Origin of the sequence: Lactobacillus sp. HBUAS51381, from assembly GCF_012641095.1 — a bacterium.
Classification (GTDB): Bacteria; Bacillota; Bacilli; order Lactobacillales; family Lactobacillaceae; genus Levilactobacillus.
Map to the genome: position 1 here is coordinate 1 of NZ_JAAVSC010000031.1, position 18,171 is coordinate 18,171.

17 protein-coding genes and 1 riboswitch are annotated in these 18,171 nt (G+C 50.7%); of the genes, 12 read left to right on the forward strand and 5 right to left on the reverse strand.

The window, feature by feature from the left end; all coding sequences use genetic code 11:
• Nucleotides 1–636: 636 nt before the first annotated feature.
• The gene (locus tag HEQ50_RS10135) at nucleotides 637–972 is read right to left on the reverse strand and encodes an AzlD domain-containing protein (RefSeq protein WP_168900407.1); all 336 of its coding nucleotides are present in this window, start codon (nucleotides 970–972) and stop codon (nucleotides 637–639) included.
• The gene (locus HEQ50_RS10140; protein WP_168900408.1) at nucleotides 963–1,667 is read right to left on the reverse strand and encodes an AzlC family ABC transporter permease; all 705 of its coding nucleotides are present in this window, start codon (nucleotides 1,665–1,667) and stop codon (nucleotides 963–965) included. Before HEQ50_RS10140 ends, HEQ50_RS10135 begins: the two co-directional genes overlap by 10 nt.
• Nucleotides 1,668–2,055: 388 nt before the next feature.
• On the opposite strand from HEQ50_RS10140, the gene HEQ50_RS10145 reads away from it, so the two are divergent.
• The gene (locus HEQ50_RS10145) at nucleotides 2,056–2,295 is read left to right on the forward strand and encodes a MerR family transcriptional regulator (RefSeq protein ID WP_168900409.1); all 240 of its coding nucleotides are present in this window, start codon (nucleotides 2,056–2,058) and stop codon (nucleotides 2,293–2,295) included.
• 187 nt (nucleotides 2,296–2,482) lie between these two features.
• Here HEQ50_RS10145 and HEQ50_RS10150 read toward each other — a convergent pair whose 3' ends face one another.
• Both HEQ50_RS10150 and HEQ50_RS10155 read right to left on the reverse strand, forming a co-directional pair.
• Nucleotides 2,483–3,208 (reverse strand): DUF4811 domain-containing protein, encoded by a 726-nt coding sequence (locus HEQ50_RS10150; protein WP_168900410.1) that lies wholly within the window; start codon nucleotides 3,206–3,208, stop codon nucleotides 2,483–2,485.
• Complete coding sequence (locus tag HEQ50_RS10155) at nucleotides 3,205–4,692, reverse strand: MDR family MFS transporter (protein WP_168900411.1); 1,488 nt, start codon at nucleotides 4,690–4,692, stop codon at nucleotides 3,205–3,207. Before HEQ50_RS10155 ends, HEQ50_RS10150 begins: the two co-directional genes overlap by 4 nt.
• Before the next feature lie 219 nt (nucleotides 4,693–4,911).
• On the opposite strand from HEQ50_RS10155, the gene HEQ50_RS10160 reads away from it, so the two are divergent.
• The 7 genes from HEQ50_RS10160 (at nucleotide 4,912) to HEQ50_RS10190 (ending at nucleotide 10,957) form a co-directional block, all read left to right on the forward strand.
• On the forward strand, nucleotides 4,912–5,355 hold the full coding sequence (locus tag HEQ50_RS10160) for a MerR family transcriptional regulator (RefSeq protein WP_168900412.1): 444 nt from the start codon (nucleotides 4,912–4,914) through the stop codon (nucleotides 5,353–5,355).
• Between the two features lie 609 nt (nucleotides 5,356–5,964).
• Nucleotides 5,965–6,528, forward strand: a complete 564-nt coding sequence (locus HEQ50_RS10165) for a GNAT family N-acetyltransferase (RefSeq protein WP_168900413.1) — start codon at nucleotides 5,965–5,967, stop codon at nucleotides 6,526–6,528.
• A gap of 373 nt (nucleotides 6,529–6,901) precedes the next feature.
• Nucleotides 6,902–7,786, forward strand: a complete 885-nt coding sequence (locus HEQ50_RS10170; protein ID WP_168900427.1) for a cation diffusion facilitator family transporter — start codon at nucleotides 6,902–6,904, stop codon at nucleotides 7,784–7,786.
• Between the two features lie 52 nt (nucleotides 7,787–7,838).
• Nucleotides 7,839–8,486, forward strand: coding sequence for a metal-dependent transcriptional regulator (locus tag HEQ50_RS10175; protein ID WP_168900414.1), 648 nt, complete (start codon nucleotides 7,839–7,841; stop codon nucleotides 8,484–8,486).
• Nucleotides 8,487–8,934: 448 nt separating this feature from the next.
• On the forward strand, nucleotides 8,935–9,717 hold the full coding sequence (locus HEQ50_RS10180) for a threonine/serine exporter family protein (protein WP_168900415.1): 783 nt from the start codon (nucleotides 8,935–8,937) through the stop codon (nucleotides 9,715–9,717).
• Between the two features lie 12 nt (nucleotides 9,718–9,729).
• Nucleotides 9,730–10,179, forward strand: coding sequence for a threonine/serine exporter family protein (locus HEQ50_RS10185; protein WP_168900416.1), 450 nt, complete (start codon nucleotides 9,730–9,732; stop codon nucleotides 10,177–10,179).
• Between the two features lie 109 nt (nucleotides 10,180–10,288).
• Nucleotides 10,289–10,957, forward strand: a complete 669-nt coding sequence (locus HEQ50_RS10190; RefSeq protein WP_168900417.1) for a phosphatase PAP2 family protein — start codon at nucleotides 10,289–10,291, stop codon at nucleotides 10,955–10,957.
• A gap of 185 nt (nucleotides 10,958–11,142) precedes the next feature.
• Here HEQ50_RS10190 and HEQ50_RS10195 read toward each other — a convergent pair whose 3' ends face one another.
• A complete protein-coding gene (locus tag HEQ50_RS10195) occupies nucleotides 11,143–11,931 on the reverse strand; it encodes an alpha/beta hydrolase (RefSeq protein WP_168900418.1) in 789 nt (262 codons plus the stop codon).
• A gap of 159 nt (nucleotides 11,932–12,090) precedes the next feature.
• Here HEQ50_RS10195 and HEQ50_RS10200 point away from each other — a divergent pair, with 159 nt between their 5' ends.
• The 4 genes from HEQ50_RS10200 (at nucleotide 12,091) to serS (ending at nucleotide 17,387) form a co-directional block, all read left to right on the forward strand.
• Entirely contained in the window at nucleotides 12,091–12,630 is a 540-nt protein-coding gene (locus HEQ50_RS10200; protein WP_168900419.1) for a GNAT family N-acetyltransferase, read from the forward strand.
• A 65-nt stretch (nucleotides 12,631–12,695) separates the two neighbouring features.
• Nucleotides 12,696–12,877, forward strand: a riboswitch (Lysine riboswitch).
• 118 nt (nucleotides 12,878–12,995) lie between these two features.
• Nucleotides 12,996–14,513: an amino acid permease gene (locus HEQ50_RS10205; RefSeq protein ID WP_370520150.1), complete on the forward strand. Its 1,518-nt coding sequence runs from the start codon at nucleotides 12,996–12,998 to the stop codon at nucleotides 14,511–14,513.
• A 238-nt stretch (nucleotides 14,514–14,751) separates the two neighbouring features.
• The gene (locus HEQ50_RS10210; RefSeq protein WP_168900420.1) at nucleotides 14,752–15,384 is read left to right on the forward strand and encodes a deoxynucleoside kinase; all 633 of its coding nucleotides are present in this window, start codon (nucleotides 14,752–14,754) and stop codon (nucleotides 15,382–15,384) included.
• 731 nt (nucleotides 15,385–16,115) lie between these two features.
• Nucleotides 16,116–17,387: a serine--tRNA ligase gene (gene serS / locus HEQ50_RS10215; RefSeq protein WP_168900421.1), complete on the forward strand. Its 1,272-nt coding sequence runs from the start codon at nucleotides 16,116–16,118 to the stop codon at nucleotides 17,385–17,387.
• Nucleotides 17,388–18,171 lie beyond the last annotated feature (784 nt).

Genomic DNA, 18,171 nt, shown 5'->3' on the forward strand with positions numbered 1-18,171 from the left:
TCCCTTTTTTATACACTTTTTTTACTCTACACAGTATACAAAAATATCCGTTGCCAGTAATCAATTAAATTGATTACCAACAACAGATATTTTAGAACCCGTTTTTTTAGTTCAGTGGACGGCCAAAGTTGGTCTTGGCATTACCACTTTCTGGACTGGCCGCCTTACCGTTCGCGAAATCTAGGCTGGATCGCTGGGGAAGGCCGGCCCGAGCCATAGAGCGGTCTCGAGCCTTGCTTTGAGCCGGAAGCCCACCGTCTCAAAGTCACCAATTTACCAGTAAAAATCGCTGGTAAATTCCCCGGCTGAGCCTAGATTCCGCTTCACTCACGGCTATGACGAGTGAAGTCCTTGGTGACGGGTTTAGATCGTTTCGATGATTGGCAGCGTTGCGCTGTTGCCAGCAACGACTGTCTTGCCGGAGATCGCCAGAGGTGTAGCCAGCTGTGACGACCCAGTTAGTTGGCGTTTTGGGCCAGCTTACTGAGTGGGGCGACTCGGGAGACTCACGGTTTTTGTGAGGCTTACGAGCGAGCTGGAAGCCCGTTCTTTGGCTGCAAGCGTCCCCCATAGCAGGCGGAATCTCTGGCAGGCGCAGGCTACAGACTTGGTCAACTCAGGTAGGGGAACTGGCAGCTAGCCGCCAATCGCGAAGTAGCGGATGACGGCCATTGCCATGATCCCCACGACCACGATAACCAGCAGGCTCTTGGTCAGTATACCGGCGATGGTCGCGGGTATTGCGGCTAAGCAATTGGCCACATTTAGCGTCGCCAGATGCCCCGGGTTGGCAACGAAGAGGCTCTGACAGCACAGCGCCGTCATGATGGTGATGGGCACAAACGTTAGAAAATCAATCAGCCAGGCGGGCATCGTGACCTGTTTGACGAAAGCAAAGGGGAGGACGCGTGAGGCGACGGTAATGATTCCGCAGCCCAGAATGGTCCATAGTTCGGTTAGACTCATCGACATTTTTTCATCTCCATTCCAAAGAGGCAGCCGGCGACGGTAGCGATTAACAGCGCGAAATTCTGGCTCACCACGGCAATCATGAAGTAGTAGACAATCGCGACAAATAGCATAACGATTAACTGCAGGGAGAGGCCGAGGCGGCGGTCGCTGATGAGTTGGAGGTAGACCAGACCGATAAACATGGCGGTCAGGGCGAAATCGAAGCCAAACTGTGTGGGATTGGCAATCATCCCACCGAGAATCGCGCCGACGATGGTGGCCACGCCCCAAACGAGGTAGGCCACTAGGTTGGCCGCGGACTGCCAGGCAAAGCTGAGTTGGCCGTTGGTCCGATTCTGTTTGTTCATCGCGAGGGCAAAGGTTTCGTCGGTCACCAGCGTGCCAATCAGAAGGTTCTTGAAGAGGGATTCGTGACGAAAGTATTGCGCCAGACTGGTACTCATCAGAATCATGCGAGAGTTGACCAGAAAGGTCGAGATAAAGATGGCAGACAAGGGATCGTGTAGGAGCAGCATGCTCGTAATAATAAATTGGGCGGAACCGGCATAGACAATAAAGGACATACCAGCCACGACCAACAGGCTTAAATGACTGGTGTGCGCGACGATACCAAATGCTAAGCCAACACCAATGTAGCCAAACACGGTCGGTAAGACATCGCGGACGCCGGTCTTAAAGGTTAGTGATGGACCCATAGACAGACTTCCTCTCATGAAAAATTAATGAAGTTATTTTCCAGTTTATCGCTATCCGGGGCGAAGGTAAACCAGTAATTTCAATGATTTGAGGAAGTGGTGTTTGGCGATATTCATTCGCTTGAATATCAGTCTAAATGAGGAAGTTGTAAGAGTTTAAAAAAAGGCTTACATAAAGTTGTCATCCCCTAAAAATTAAGCCGAATCATCCCCAATCAATGACGCGTAAATCCCACGATCATGGGAATTGTAGACGATTTGATTGGCCTAGCCCAGTTTGCAATTGAAATGTAAAATTTCTGTGAAAAATACTTGGCTTAAAAGGGTTGCTTTTTATTCATGGCGGTTGTATGATACTCTCATTAACAAAGAAGAAAGCGGGGTAAAGATGATGAAGATGAACTTAACTGAACTGGCAAAGGCGGCTAATGTTGATGCCAGTCGAATCGTAGAATACGTTCAGCATGGCCTGCTAGGGACGGATCATTCTGCAACGGAATTCGACGACTCGGATATCTACTGGATCGACATGATTCGGTGTTTTCAGGATAACGGGACGTCTTTAGATGACTTATCCGGATTATTGCCAAGATGCCGGAAGGGTCAATCTCGACTCATGCAAGTTTAGTAACGAAAATGTAAATATAGATCCAGATAACGCCGTGCGGTTGAGCCGCAGGCGTTATTTTTTTGCGCAGAGTGGGACGGAAGATGATTGGCTGGCGAACATTAAGGCCGATAAGTCAGTCATCCCGGGCTTGAAACCACTAAAAAAGGCAATCATCGCGATAGATGATTGCCTTAGACGTTACCGGTTAGTTAGCTTTAACTTGTTTAATCAGCTGTTGCATGGCTTGCGCTTGGTAAGCGGCTGCGGCCTGCTGGGTAACTTTCTTCTGTTCTGCTGCGGACATGGTGGGGTTCTTGGTCATCGCTGCCATGACTTGTTGCTTGACGTAGGCAGTGGCGGCCGTCTTTTGCTTAGCCTTGAAGGCCTTGGAGCTGGCCATCTTCTGGAGCTTCTTAGCCTGCTGAGCACTCAGCACCGTCCAGTTCTTGTTGATGTAAATGGTATTGGTTTCCTTCACGTATTTATGACCGTTGCCGGAAAGGCCAAACCAGAAACTGTACATGTCGTTCTTGTATTCACGGTAAACCTTTTTCGTGACAATTCGATTGGCGCCGGTCGTCCGCTTCACCACGTTTTTGGTGGTAACTTTAGCTGTGGTATGACTGGTCTTTTTGGCCTGAGCACTGGTCTTGTAAACGTAGACCTGATGCTTGTCGGCGGTCCCAATGGATTGGTAGATCATCATCGGCATTTGCTTGGAAGGCGAAGCCGAGTAGATCTTTTGCGTCGACGTGGTGGTTACGTTGTGTAGGCCGTAGTGGTCGTGGTCGTTCTTCACCATGAAGAAGACGCTGGTGAGCAGACCGATGATGGCGAGTGCGGTCAAGCTGTTAGCCAGTACCCGGTTGGACAGGTACACGTAGAAAATAAAAGCGAGAACCGCGCAGATAACTAATGTAATGACAATCACTTTGCGGCACCTCCTTTGATAGAATCTTCATCCGCCATGTGAACGGAGTGGGAGCCCTTCAATTGGAAGGCCACGAACAAGGCCACAACACTGAAGCCAATGGCAATCCAGAAGGCGGCGTGATAGCCGTTCAAAGTAGCGTTGATGGCCCGTGAAGCATAGCTCAACGGGTTGGTCGTCAGGACGTGCTTAGCTGGCATGCTGTTCTTGGTCACGTTCGTCAAGACACTGACCATGATGGCCGTCCCGACAGAACTGGCGACTTGCCGCTGCGTGTTGTTGACGGCGGTCCCATGAGAAATCATGTTCATCGGGAGGGCGTTCATCCCGGCAGTGGTAGCGGGCATCATGACCATGGCAATCCCAAACATCCGGATAGCGTAGAGAATCACGATGTATAACGTCGAGGTATCCTTCGTGATCCAGACGAATGGTAAGGTTCCGATCGTCAGGAGGAACATCCCCATCGTGGCCAAACGCTTAGCGCCGAACCGGTCAAATGCCCGTCCGGTAATGGGACTCATAATCCCCATCATCAGGGCCCCGGCCAACAGCGTCAATCCGGAATGGAAGGCCGACATCCCTTTAACCATCTGAAGGTAGAGGGGAATGACCATTTCTACCCCGACCATGGCCATGTTAACCACGGAACTCAGGATAGCGGAAACGGTGAATTGCTTGGACTTGTAAACCCGAAAGTTCAGGAACGGATCATCCATGACGAGTTGACGCCAAACGAATAACCCGACGAAGACGAAACCGATGATTAAGGTAGACAGCACCTTGACGCTACCCCAACCGTCATCCCCAACGGAGGAGAAGCCGTACAGCATACTCCCAAACCCGATGGTCGACAGGATCGCGGATAAGACGTCTAACGGTTCCTTCCGCGTTTCCAGCACGCTACGCATGATCCAGAAGCTGGCGATAATCACGATGGCCACGATTGGAATAATCATCCCGAAGAGGTCACGCCAAGTCCAGTTGTCAATGACCCACCCTGAAAGGGTTGGGCCAATGGCAGGAGCGAGGCCGATGACGATTCCGGCGAGTCCCATGGCGGTCCCTCGCTTGTTAGCGGGGAAGATCGTCAGCATCATGGTCTGAAGGAGTGGCATCGAAACGCCGACCCCCACGGCCTGAATTAACCGGCCGGCCAGTAACATTGGGAAGTTAACGGCGGCCCAACACGTAATGGTCCCGACCAGGAAGGTGGTCATGGCGCTGATGTACAAAACCTTGGAGCTGATGGTGTTCAGCAGCCAAGCACTGATGGGGATCATAATCCCGTTGACTAATAGAAATCCCGTGGTCAACCATTGAACGGTTGAGGTCGAGACGTCAAAGGCCTTCATTAAGGTTGGAAAGGCCGTACTTAAAATCGTTTGGTTTAAAACGGTACAGAAAGTCCCAATTAATAGGAGCACAACCAGGAGGTTCCGATTGTAGGGCTTGCCGTTTGTATCAACTGTTGCATTTCCCAAAGTAATTCCCTCTTTTTCCTAAAATTAATTCTGGAATCACTATACGCAGAATGAACTAATTTGTCAACTAGCTTGACATGCTTTTTAAAATATATATACTGGTTGGAGAAAAGCGAACAAGAACTTTAGATTTCTTTACAAAAATCACAAGCGCTTTCATTCTAGAGATAACGGTATTTATAAAATAGACTATTTTTTGCAGGAAGTGGGTGAATCGTCATGAATCACGATGAAACAGAATTAATAAAAAAATTTCCGGTGGAGCATTTGGTGTTGGGCATTGGGGACGTCGCTGAAGCAACGGGCGTTTCGCAGAGTCAGCTCCGTTACTGGGAACGGAAGGGCTATATTCGGAGTCAAGAGGTTGGGGACCGCAAAAACCGTAAATTTAGCTATAAAACGCTGCTCAAGGTCCAACAGATAAAATCCTTGCAGGATGAGGGGCTAACGCTGGTGGCGGCCGTTAAGCAGTCTCAGCGCCGCGATGCGCTCTTTGATGCGCTGCGTTCCTTGGTTGACGGGCGATTCACGAAGATTCGGGTCGACGACGATGACCAGATTCAGATCAGTATGGGCGCGTTTGATCCGGACCCGACCCAGGAATTAATTGCGCAGCGAACGAACGGCGATTGGCAATTTAAGCTGATCCCCGCGGAGAAATAGGCGTATTTGATTGTTTATCAACGGTAACAATGGTAATCTGAGAGCATGGGAGGTTCTTCATGTCCTAGGCAGAAAAAACTTTCGATGCCAATCGATCTTCTGGCTGGATTGGTGGTCAATCATGTTGTTGACGTGTTGTGAAACCAGGCGAATAACCATGAGTAATAGCGCGTTTATCTCGCGCATGGACTACGTTGGCATAAGTTGACGTAAGCAATCGTGAAACCTAAACGACGTGTTTTTTGAAAAATTGAAACTGGTTTTGATTTTTCGCTCGCCCAGGGACGGCTCCCATTGCGGTCGATCAAGTTTAGAAAGTTCTTGACCGGCCGCTTTTTTTGCGGCCCTTTTTATGGAATAAGGAGAACCCAGTTCGTGAAAAGGGGCAATTAAGGGGAGGCTTTTCGGCTCGGAAGTTCCTGAAAAATCCCTGAGAAAATGAAAGAAAAATGGGCAAAAAGTTTTCGCGTGAAAGCTGTCAGACCGGCATTTTCATTTGTGCCAATTTACACAGAAGAAAAAAGTTGGTCAAAACGGTTGTATTTCATCCTCAGCGTGTTAATATAACAAAATCGCTTTAAACCAAAAACATGAAGGATGGTGTTATACATGCTGTTACGACAAGCTACTATGGCGGACTTACCACAAATTGAATCAATCATTCGTGATGGTCGTGAATTATTGGCGGCCCAAGCAATTGATCAGTGGCAGGGCGCTTACCCCAACACTGCGGTCTTAGTTGACGACATTCACCAAGGGTGGACGGTCGTGTTGGAAGAAAACAACGAAATCTTAGGGACTGCGGCCATTATCCCCGGCGAAGATCCCACGTACAAACAGATTGAAGGTCAGTGGCTAACCAAACAGGCGCCGTATCTGGCGATTCATCGTGTAGCAGTATCCAGCCACCATCATGGCCGGGGGCTTGCCGGTGAACTGTTCAGTCGGTTGTTTGAACAGATTGATCAGGCCGCGGATATCGAAAGCATCCGGATCGACACGCATCCCCAAAACATGGCGATGCAGCACGTGATTAAGAAGAACGGTTTCACGGAAACCGGGACCATTGATCTGGCAGCGGTTGATATGCCAGGAGTCAAGGACTTCGCGTACGAACGGCTGACGGCTAACATTCAGCCAGCGCACATGGCACATGCGGTGACGACGAAGTAAGGGCGTTTGTAAACGCGAGCAAGAGATGACACAAGAGATGTGTATATAATAGTAGGATTGGTTCCGTTTTCATGGCGGAGTCAATCCTTTTTTTGATCACGGAGCCTAGTATGACGGGGATGTTCGGCTGTGAATCAATTTAAAGTTGAGGTGAATGAGTTATTGAGGATAAACACAACACTAGCCGCAATCCAGAGCATATTTTGTGAACGGCAAGGCGACCAGTTCGAGCCGTACTTGACGATGCATTTAGCGGAAGTTGAAATGAAATAAAAGTCAGGTTCCCCGAAAGCCACCTTTTCATTCGCCCTAAACTCTGCGATAATAGAGGGGAGTTAACCACGGGGGGCGGTTCACATTGGAGAAGCGAAGCATGTCGGGTGGTCGGTTTTTCTTGGTCACCGTGTTAAACGTTGTCATTACAGTCTTTGAATTTGTCGGTGGCCTGCTCTCGGGTAGCCTGTCGCTACTTTCGGACGCCTTTCACAACTGTGGTGACGCACTGTCCATTGTGCTCAGCTACGCGGCCCATCGGATCGGTGGTCGCCAACAGACTCGAACCAATACGTATGGATATCGGCGCGCGGAGATTCTAGCCGCCCTACTTAACGCCTTGGTCTTGGTGGTCATCTGTATCATCTTGGCCGTTGAGGCGGTCCGGCGGTTATTTCATCCGGAACACGTGCAGGGAACCATCATGCTTGGTGTGGCGGTCATTAGTTTTGTGGCGAATCTTTTGTCAACGATTCTGTTGAATCATGGTGCACAGCACAATCTCAATATTCGCGCGACCTATTTGCATTTACTCAGTGATGCCTTGGCCTCGGTCGGGGTCATCGTGGGTGCAGTCGTGATTACGCTTTGGCACGTGGAATGGGTTGATCCGTTGATTACGATCCTGGTGGGTGGCTACATCGCTTGGGAGTCGTGGCCGATTATTAAACAGACGCTGGGAATCCTGATGGAGGCGTCACCGGACTTAGATTACGAGGGAATCGCCCATGATCTGGAACAGTTACCCAAGGTCGAGGGGGTCCATCACCTCCACGCGTGGCAGATTGACGAGCACAATATTATCTTTTCAGTACACGTGAACATGGCCAATTTACCCCTGGCTCAGATTGAACCGGTGTACCGACAGATTGAAACGTTGCTCTGTCGGAAGTATAATGTAAATCATGTGACGATTCAGGCGGAGTGTCATCGGGGAGAACACGAGTCCTTATTTTATGATCAGAACGACTGGCGTCACGAATAGGGGACAGTCGTTGATTGAACGTTGGTAGCTAACTTAGATGAGGTGAACAGTGATGACTCCGATGAAGGAGGATTATTTAAAAATTATTTTTGAGCTGGGTGGTAAGCAGAAGAAGGTTTCCAATAAGCAAATCGCCATCAGCTTGAATATTGCGGCCGGATCGGTCACCGAAATGGTGAATAAGATGACGGCGGAAGGACTGGCCGAGCATACGCCCTACGCCGGCATTTCCCTGACCAACAAGGGGATTCGGCTGGCCGAAGATTTGGTGCGCAAACACCGGATCTGGGAAGACTTTCTGGTGGAAAAATTAGGCTATGGTTTGCCTGATGTCCACGAAGAAGCCGAGGTGCTCGAGCACGTGACGAGTCCCAAATTAATTAATGCGCTGGATGACATGTTGGGTCATCCCACTCACTGTCCGCACGGTGGTGTCATTCCCGACCGGTACGGTCACTACCATGAAGACAGCCACACCGTCTTGAACGACGCGAAGGATGGGTCGGTCGTCACGGTTGACCGGTTCATCGATAACCGTGATCTATTGACGTACCTGGGTGATTTGAAGCTGGATATCGGGGATCAATTACGCGTGATCAAGCACGATCCGTTCGAGGGCCCAGTGACCGTTCAGAACCTAACCGACGATGCCGAACTCATTGTGAGCTACAAGGCAGCCCACTACATTTTTATCAAATAAGTAATGAAGGCGGTGGCGAGGAGCTGCCGCTTTTTTCGTTTCTCTTACGAAAGAGTGGTGGGTAAAGGCTTGAATGACTTTTTACGGTAGGTGAGCATGATGAAGCTTGTGTCAATATCGCCGATGTTGTGGTAGCTAAGTTGTGGATCTTATCTTAAGTAGCCGTGAGTGAGTCAAATTTGGTCTCAGCCGTGGGATTTTCCAAGTGATTTTGCTTGGAAAATGGCGACTTTGAGACGTGGGTTTTCGGCTCAAAGTGAGGGAAAAGACAGGGCTTTGGCTTTTCCCGTCCTACCCACAGCGTTCCAGACCAAATTTGGCGAACGGTAAGGCGGCCAGTTCCCCAAACGTGACCAGTTTCCACAGCAAGATTGGTATCGATTTCTTAAGTATTTGCGCAATCGGTCAGATTGTTACTGCCAGAACCCCACCGACTGTCGTATAATAAATGAAAAACCGGCGGGAGGGACTGAGCGTGAGTAGTCAGAAGAAACGGGACCAATTAATTTTACATACAGCATTAACCGCTGGCCGCATCATGATTGAAAATGGGTCGGAAGTGGAGCGTGTCGAGGATACCATGGAACGAATTGCGCACAACGCGGGGGCCAAGACCAGTCAGCTTTTCGTGATGATTACGGGAATTTTGATGGCGATTAATGGCGAGGTCGGCGCGCAGATCGAACCCGTCAAGCGGCGGACCTTTGACTTGGAGAAGATTTCCGTGGTCAATGACCTGTCGCGGCAGTTCGCGGCGCATAAGATCACGCTCCAACAATTCGCCAATCAGCTGGATCATTTGGATAAATCAACCAAGTATTTTCCCTTCTGGCTACAGTTACTGGCAGCGGCCATGGTCAGTGGGCCGCTGGAAGTGGTCTTTCGCCACAATCTGCCGGACTTCTGGATCACCTGCGTGGTGGGAACCGTGGGCTGGTTGGTCTTTTACCTACTGAGTAAGTTTATTCAAATTCGCTTCCTGTCCGAGTTCGCAGCGGCGGCAACTATCGGGGTCCTAGCCATCTGGTCGGTTCATCTGGGATTGGGCAATAGCGTAGATGATATCATCATCGGAAGTGTCATGCCGCTGGTGCCAGGGGTCCCCATCACCAACTCCGTCCGCGATATTTTAGCCGGCAACCTGGTGAGTGGACCGGCGCGGGGGGTCGAAGCGTTGGTGAGTGCCGCGGCGATTGGCTTTGGCATTGCCATGGTCTTACAATTTCTTTAGGGAGGATGCCCAATGTCTATCACTGAATTCTTTATTGAGGCCGCGGGTAACTATGTCGCGACCATCGGCTTTGGCATCCTGCTGAACATCCCCCGGCGTGCGTTGAACTACGCCGGCTGGATTGGTGTGCTGGGCTACTTTGTTTATAAATTTCTGGTCATCTGGGGTGGCGGTTACGTCATCGGCAACATGCTTGGCGCCGTGGTAATCGGGGTGGCCTCATTGCAGGCGGCCCGCATCAAGAAGATGCCGATGATTCTCTTTAACATTCCCGCGCTGGTGCCGTTAGTGCCGGGGGGCCAGGCCTACCAGATGATTAAATACTTCGCGTTGGGCCAAAATTCCACGGCCTTTGTCTTCTTGATCCAGGTGGTCATGATTTCCGGGGCGATTGCCTTTGGGTTTCTGCTCTCGGAATTGGTCAATCGGGTCCAACAACGGGTGTGGCGGCATCGGGGATAACTTAAGGAAATCTGATAATCTACCGGGGAGTGTAGCAATCTAGCGGCGGGGTGGTATACTCATTGCTAGGGGTTTCCCAGAATCGGGTATGACGAAAGGAATTTTTAGCATGATGTTATTTAATCGAGATCGGGACCGACCGTGGAAGTTTACGTTAACCACGGTACTGTTCCTGATCGTGGCCTACTTTGTTAAGGCCCAAAACGCTTACGTTGACTTCTTAGACTCGTCAATCATTGATGTGATTCAGAAGAGTCAACCGGGGTGGAAAACGCTGCTTTACCGGGGCATAACCAGTTTAGCAGAACCGAAACTTGCCATTATTTGGGCATTAGTTCTGGCCTTCTTCTTATGGGGCTTTAAATTCAAGATTCCAGCGCTGTGGTGCCTGGCCACTCTAGCGGGTGGGGATGTCATCGCCGCGTTGGTGAAAAAGCTGGTGGCACGCCCACGGCCGTCGGCGCATCTCGCCATTGATGATGGCTTTAGCTTCCCTAGTGGCCACGTATTCGGTACTTTCTTGATCGTTGCGATGATCTGGGTGGTCCTGTTGCCCATGATTAACCGCGCGTGGAAGGCCTGGCTCCTCAGAATCGTCTTGGTTGTGTGGATGCTGATGGTAATGATCTCGCGGGTATACTTAAACGCCCATTTCCCAACCGATACGATTGGCGCCGTCTTACTGGCCTACCTGTGGTTACAGGTGGCGGAAGGGCTGTACATCCGCTTGGCACCGGTAATGCAGCATTGGCCGTTGCTCAAGAAGTCTGAAATTTAACGTGAAACGTCAAAAGACATGGTCGTTAAGGGCCATGTCTTTTTTTCGGAAAAGATATTTAGTTGCTAACAAAATTCGATTAGTGCGCAAAGGCGCAAAGCGGGGGAAAAGACAAGACGTTGGCTTTTCCTGGTCCTGCCACCGTGTTCCAGACCAAATTTGGCGAACGGTAAGGCGGTACGGTGTTAGTCCAATTCGTCTAACCACTCGTTGGCCAAATCTACCCAGTGGGCCACGTGGGGGAGTGCCGTTCCCGGTTTCCATGCCGTGACGTGGTTCGCCAGGGCCAGTCCGTGAGGCCCGTGATGGAAGAGATGCAGGTCCGTATCCACGTGATGGGCCAAAGAGGCCTGCGCATAGCTCAAGGCGTTTTGCGCTGGCACGAGGGGATCGGCGGCCGTCGCCCAGATAAAGGTCGGGGCGTTACGGTCGGTGACCCGTTCGTCGGCGGCAATGCTGTCTGGGTCGTCGGTCCAACTGGCCAGTACCTGTTGATCGGTGGGAAAGCCCAGTTTTGGTGAGATCACCGGATAGCCCAGGATAATGGCGTGGGGTTTGACCTGTTCGGGTTGCGTACCCGCCAACTGATTGAGGGTAGCGTTAGGCCAAAGATCGTTGAACAAGGCAACGATGTGGCCCCCAACGGAGAAGCCGGCGACGTTAATTTTAGCGACGTCAATCTGCCAGTCGGTCGCATGCTGTCGAAGCATGGCCACGCTTTGGGCCAGCTCAACGATGGGCGCAGGTAATAAGGGCGTCTTCTCGCCAACAAAGCTGTAGCGCAGGAAGAATGCTTGATAGCCACGAGCGGACCAGGCCAGGGCTAAGTCCTCGGCCTGTTGTTCCGGAATGTGGGTGTAGGATCCCCCGGGAACAATAATCATGGCGGGGTAGGTAGCTGCGTCGCCTTGGCGCAGATAGCCCTGTAGGTAAGCCGCGGAATCTTCGGTGAGCGACTGGGTAATAATCTTCATAACGAAACCTCCCTGATGATGTGCGTACGTGTTAAGATGGGTGTACCGCTAATCGTGTGAAATGAATGGGTGTTGGCCTCGTGAGGTCGCCCAATCAGCGGACACAGTTATATTGTAACGCAGTTGGTCATAAAATTTAGGAGAAAAGAAGGGGTTAGGGTGACGGCAATTTTAAAGACAGTGCGGTTGGACTTGCGACCGTTGACGGACAGTGATTATCCGGCTTATAAGCGGCTGGTGACCGATCGGCAGATTGCCCAACCGACGGGCCTCATGGAAAATCCGGATGCGCAACAGATCCAGCGTTGGTATCGTGCCGATCGGCAGGCCCCGCGATCCTATGCCGTTGTGCGTCATCAAACGAACGCGTTGATCGGCGTGATTTTATTCTATAGTTGGGTCGACGACACCGGCGCTCCCGATGAGACGGGGCTCGAACTGGGATACTTCATGGACCCCGATTGTTGGGGGCAAGGCTTCATGTCGGAGGCCGTGGCCGCTTGTTTGACGGACCTGGCGCGTACCGGCGCACCGGTCACAACGGTCTGGGCCAATACGCTGGTCAGTAACACGCGGTCCGTCCGATTATTAGAAAAATTAGCTTTCCGAACAATCGGTGACCAATTGATGGCCGTGACAAGTGGTGGTCAAACGTTGCAACGGCAGGCTTTGTTGCGACTTGACCTGAATTATCGCTAAAATAATTGACACTAATCTAAATTTAATCTTGCAATTTTTGAAATTCATGCGTATACTTCAATGTATCGAATAGAAGAGGCGCGACCAACAAGAGTCGCTTTCCCAAGATGGGTCACATCGAGGCGGGAAAGTTAAAGGGGCGGTCGCCGAAACTTGGACGTGAGGACATAGCGGACAGGTTGGGTTCTGGTTTAATAGATCAGAGACTGTCGCAGCCGAATAGTGGCTGCGGGGCGCTTTCAACGATATTGACTTGGAATTATGAATTTTCCAATCTCTTTCGCAAAGCTTTTCTGCGGAAGGGATTTTTTAATTCACTGGGTCGTTTCGAGGAAGTCCTTCTATAAAAAGAAGGAGGAAACATTATGGAACAAAGCATGTCAAATGCAACAACCAGCGAGGCCTCTGATCAGGTTAAGCGGGGACTCAAGACGCGTCACGTCTCAATGATCGCGTTAGGTGGGTGTATCGGAACGGGATTATTCGTCGCCAGTGGATCGGCTATTTCAACGGCCGGGCCTGGTGGGGCGTTGGTCGCTTATGTGGCCATGGGCCTCATGGTGTACTTCCTGATGACCAGTTTAGGTGAAATGGCCACGAACATGCCCATCTCCGGGTCCTTCGCGGCATACTCTGCCAAGTACGTTGACCCAGCGTTAGGTTTCGCCATGGGGTGGAACTACTGGTTCAACTGGGCAATTACGGTTGCCGTTGATATCTCGACCGCCGCACTGGTCATGAAGTTCTGGTTACCCGGCGTTCCCGGTTGGATCTGGAGCGCGGTTGCGTTACTCCTGGTCTTCACGATCAACGCCTTCTCCGTTCAAGCCTTTGGCGAAACGGAATTCTGGATGTCTTTGATCAAGGTTGTCACGATCTTCATCTTCTTGGCCGTTGGGTTAATGACCATCGTGGGGATCATGGGTGGTCACGCCACGGGCTTGGAAAACTTCACGTACAAGAAGGCCCCATTCGTTGGCGGTTTCCCAGCTATCCTGAGTGTGTTCGTCGTTGCTGGTTTCTCATTCCAAGGGACTGAATTGGTCGGCATCACAGCCGGTGAATCCGAAGATCCTTCGCACAGTGTTCCTAAGGCTATTAATTCCGTATTCTGGCGAATCATTTTATTCTACATTTTAGCCATCTTTGTTATCGCCGCGGTCTTGCCATACACGAGTCACGATCTGTTAGGGTCTTCTGCCAGTGACATTGCCATCAGTCCATTCACCTTGGTCTTCCGGCGGGCTGGTTTAGCCGCTGCGGCCAGTGTCATGAACGCCGTTATCTTGACGGCCGTGATTTCCGCCGCCAACTCGGGGATGTACGCCTCAACGCGGATGCTGTTCTCCCTGTCTAAGGAAGGCTACGCACCGAAGTTGTTCGAACGGACCGGGAAGAACGGGATTCCTTATCCTGCCCTGTTTGCAACGACGATCATCGCTGCATTGACCTTTATCAGTAGTATTGCTGGGCCCAAGATTTACATGTGGTTGGTTGCCGCGAGTGGATTGACTGGATTCATTGCTTGGTTCGGGATTGCTTTATCTCACTTACGGTTCCGGCGGGCATTTATTCTGCAAGGTCACAAGCTTTCTGAATTAAAGTACCATGCAAAGTGGTTCCCATTAGGCCCAATCTTGGCCTTAGTCCTCTGTATCGCTGTGATTGTGGGCCAAGATCCGCAATCCTTCTTCACCGGTAACTGGGAACAAGTGCTGGTTACTTACATGAGTGTTCCGCTGGTCTTAGTCCTCTACATTGGCTACAAGATCAAGAAGCACACGAAGTTGATTCCGTTGAAGGACGTTGACGTTTCTCCAGTGCACCGCGATGGGACGCTGAAGGAAGCCGCCAAGGTAACAAGTGATACGACAAACGATTAGGTTAAAATTGTGTGGGCGATTTTAATTAAATAAAAAAGTTAAACGGCGACTAGGTCGAGTGAATCCCGACTGGTCGCCGTTTTGTATCGTCCCGGGGGACAGAACGTGAGAAGCGCCGAGAAGGAATTTCCCACGACATATTGTCTTTTACACGGGAGGTTGGTACAATATGTAGTGTTGAATTTTAGACCGGATGAAAACGATTTCCGGAATGTGCGTAAATCAAAGGAGAGATAGCATGCTTGTACTATCAGGAACAATTGGGGCCGGCAAGACGAGCCTAACGAACTTATTAGCCGAACACTTACAGAAACCCGCTTTTTATGAATCGGTGGACGACAATAAAATCTTGCCACTATTTTACCAAAACCCACAAAAGTATGCTTTCTTATTGCAAATCTACTTTTTAAACAAACGATTGGACAGCATCAAGGCGGCTAACGCCGATGATGAAAGCGTCTTGGACCGCTCCATCTTCGAGGATTCCTTACTCTTTCACCTAAACGCCGACTTGGGCCGGGCAACCAGCACGGAAGTTGATATTTACGACTCCTTACTGGCCAACATGATGCAGGAATTACCCGATGCCGTGCACAAGAAGAACCCGGATCTGTTGATTCACATCAACATCTCGTTTGAAACGATGCTTGAACGGATCAAGAAGCGGGGCCGGTCATACGAACAGATTGACCATGATCCAAGCCTGTTCGAATACTACAAGGAACTCGACCAACGTTACGTGAACTGGTATGACAACTACGACAAGTCACCTAAGATGCAAATTGACGGCGACAAGTTAGACTTTGTGGAAGACCCAGCCGCTCGCCAAGAAGTCCTGAAGTTGATCGATGAAAAGATTGCCTCACTCTAGGCCATTTAGCTGAAATATTAGAGGACATGAAGTGCTGACTGCGGTTGGCACTTTTTTCTTGTGAGGAAGGGTTAGTTGCGTGGTGGGGTCGCCCTGCTGTTCACGAAATCCGACTGGGAGCAGGGGGACAAGAAGGCTTTCGTGACTAATTGGGGATACCAAGAGTCTGGGAATTTAGTTAGATTTAATCCTGAATTTTAGTGGAGGCCACCAGCCTGTCGAAGATCGTCAGTAGTGGAGCCAGCTGTGTCGACTCAGTTGGCTGGCGTTTCTGGCCAGGTTACTGAGTGGGGCGACTTGGGAGACCTGCGGGTTGTGCAGGGCTTCCAAACGAGTCGGAAGCCCGTTCTTTGGCTGCAGGCGGTCCCCACAGCAGGTGGAACTACTGACAGGCGTAGACAACTGGGTTGGCCTAGTTGAGGATTGCTGATTGAAACTTTGGTCTTGGCAATTGTCATCGCCAGTAAAATGCGGTATGATAAGCGTAATCAAAAACACGAGGTGCCTATCAAGTAGACGGCCAGAGAAGCGGGGAAAGCTGCAAACCGCCACGTCGAACATTCCAGCACAAACTAAAGTGGGCGGGTAATGCCGCACGGTGCAGACCGTTATCATGTTCAAGGGTATGGCTGAAGATTGCAGTCATGAACTTGGGTGGTACCGCGAAGGTCTTCGTCCCATGTGACGGAGACCTTTTTTGTATCATCCGGAAAATCGAAGGGAGTAAGCAGATGTTAGATTTAAAATTAATTCGTCAAGAACCAGACTTCATTAAAGAAAAGTTGGCCACACGCGGGGTCGACCCAGCCGACATCGATGACCTGTTAGCCTTAGACGCCAAGCGGCGGGAATTGATCGTGAAGAGTGAAACCATGAAGGCCCAACGGAACACGGTGTCCGATGAGATTTCTCAGCTCAAACGGAACAAGCAAGACGCCAACGACAAGATTACCGAGATGCGCCAAGTCAGTGGCGACATCAAGAAGATTGATGCCGACCTGGACACGTTAAAGGACCAGGTCCAAGACGCCGCCGCCCATCTGCCTAACATTCCGAATGACAACGTACCCGTTGGTTTGACGGAAGATGGCAGTGTGGAACTTCGGAAATGGGGCGAAAAGCCGAACATGGACTTTACCCCCAAAGCTCACTACGAACTGGGCGAAGATCTCGGTATTCTGGACTTCGAAGCCGGGGCCAAGGTTTCTGGTAGCCGGTACCTCTACTACCTGGGCTTAGGGGCACGTTTGGAACGGGCCGTCTATAACTTTTTCTTGGATGAAAACACCAAGGCAGGCTTCAAGGAAGTCTTACCCCCTTACATCGTCAACGATGACTCCATGTACGGGACCGGCCAATTCCCCAAGTTCAAGCAAGATGTTTACCAATTACGTGATGAAGACATGACTCTGATCCCAACGGCCGAAGTGCCTTTGGTGAACTACTACCGTGATGAGGTGATCCCCGAAGAGGACCTGCCAGTGTGGTTTACGGCCTTAACACCAGCCTTCCGTTCAGAAGCTGGGAGTGCCGGACGTGATACCCGTGGTTTAATCCGGCTGCACCAATTTAATAAGGTTGAAATGGTGAAGTTCTGTAAGCCAGAAAACTCATGGGACGAGCTGGAAGCCTTGACGAAGCACGCCGAAAGTCTCTTACAGAAGTTGGGCTTGGCCTACCACGTGATCACGCTGACCACCAGTGACATGAGCTTTACGGCCGCCATGACGCATGACTTGGAGGTCTGGTTCCCAGAACAAAACATGTATCGGGAAATCTCAAGTTGCTCCAACACCACGGACTTCCAAGCCCGACGTGCCCACATCCAATACCGGGATGATAACGGCAAGCTGCAATACGTCCACGCGTTGAACGGTTCCGGCTTAGCTGTGGGTCGGACAGTCGCCGCCATCTTGGAAAACTACCAAAATGCCGACGGTTCCGTCACCATCCCAGACGTGCTGGTGCCATACATGGGTGGCGTCACCAAGATCACCAAGTAGGTGACGCGTGACGTGGCTGAGGTAATACTGATCACTTTCTATTGAAATAGTAGAGTTGTGTGTGCTTGTGGCGGTGAATGCCTGCGGCTGCCAGCAATTCCGCCTGCTGTGGGGACCGCCTGCAGCCAAAGGGCGGGCTTCCGGCTCGCTTGGAAGCCCTGCACAGTTCGCAGGTCTCCCAAGTCGTCCCACGGTCTAAGCTGGCAAAATACGCCAGCTAACACCGTTGTCACGGCTGGCTCCATTGCTGGCCTCCTTCGGCGCAAAGTTGGTGCCTTGCCACGACGCCTGGAGGTAGTTAGCACAGTGGCGGTAATGTCACTAGGCCGCAATGCGTGACATTAGCCATGAGCTGGGGTGAACACTAGTATTAGCCGCTAGTGAAGCGAACGATGAGCTCAGCCGTGGGATCTTCTAAGTGTGCTTCTTAGAAGATAGCGGTCCTGCCCACAGCGTTCCAGCTCATATTCGCGAACGGTAAGGCGGACAAGCACCATGCTACTGAAAAAAAGTGTTGTAGAAAGAATATAAAGGTCTCCACTGACGAAGCCGTCGGTGGGGACCTTTTTGGCTGCAGGCGGTCGGTGCCGATGAATAAACTTTTTGAGTATTTTTGCAAATTTTTATTGACGAGGGTTAGGGGTTCGTATAAAATAGTTTCTGTTGGTTAATTCGCCCGGTGCTGGTCAGTGCCAGCGGAGGCGGGATTGACCTTCTTTCTCGGAAGTTAAGCGCAACAAAGTTTTGCAAGAAAATGCAAAAAAGAGTAGCTTTTTCCGAAAAG

What these genes read in the sequence shown, in the direction of transcription:
- HEQ50_RS10175 (WP_168900414.1), top strand. Translation starts at nt 7,839, where the DNA reads ATGACTCCGATGAAGGAGGATTATTTAAAAATTATTTTTGAGCTGGGT.
- HEQ50_RS10140 (WP_168900408.1), bottom strand. Translation starts at nt 1,667, where the DNA reads ATGGGTCCATCACTAACCTTTAAGACCGGCGTCCGCGATGTCTTACCG.
- HEQ50_RS10190 (WP_168900417.1), top strand. Translation starts at nt 10,289, where the DNA reads ATGATGTTATTTAATCGAGATCGGGACCGACCGTGGAAGTTTACGTTA.
- HEQ50_RS10180 (WP_168900415.1), top strand. Translation starts at nt 8,935, where the DNA reads ATGAAAAACCGGCGGGAGGGACTGAGCGTGAGTAGTCAGAAGAAACGG.
- HEQ50_RS10170 (WP_168900427.1), top strand. Translation starts at nt 6,902, where the DNA reads ATGTCGGGTGGTCGGTTTTTCTTGGTCACCGTGTTAAACGTTGTCATT.
- HEQ50_RS10135 (WP_168900407.1), bottom strand. Translation starts at nt 972, where the DNA reads ATGTCGATGAGTCTAACCGAACTATGGACCATTCTGGGCTGCGGAATC.
- HEQ50_RS10185 (WP_168900416.1), top strand. Translation starts at nt 9,730, where the DNA reads ATGTCTATCACTGAATTCTTTATTGAGGCCGCGGGTAACTATGTCGCG.
- HEQ50_RS10205 (WP_370520150.1), top strand. Translation starts at nt 12,996, where the DNA reads ATGGAACAAAGCATGTCAAATGCAACAACCAGCGAGGCCTCTGATCAG.
- serS (WP_168900421.1), top strand. Translation starts at nt 16,116, where the DNA reads ATGTTAGATTTAAAATTAATTCGTCAAGAACCAGACTTCATTAAAGAA.
- HEQ50_RS10165 (WP_168900413.1), top strand. Translation starts at nt 5,965, where the DNA reads ATGCTGTTACGACAAGCTACTATGGCGGACTTACCACAAATTGAATCA.
- HEQ50_RS10195 (WP_168900418.1), bottom strand. Translation starts at nt 11,931, where the DNA reads ATGAAGATTATTACCCAGTCGCTCACCGAAGATTCCGCGGCTTACCTA.
- HEQ50_RS10145 (WP_168900409.1), top strand. Translation starts at nt 2,056, where the DNA reads ATGATGAAGATGAACTTAACTGAACTGGCAAAGGCGGCTAATGTTGAT.
- HEQ50_RS10210 (WP_168900420.1), top strand. Translation starts at nt 14,752, where the DNA reads ATGCTTGTACTATCAGGAACAATTGGGGCCGGCAAGACGAGCCTAACG.
- HEQ50_RS10160 (WP_168900412.1), top strand. Translation starts at nt 4,912, where the DNA reads ATGAATCACGATGAAACAGAATTAATAAAAAAATTTCCGGTGGAGCAT.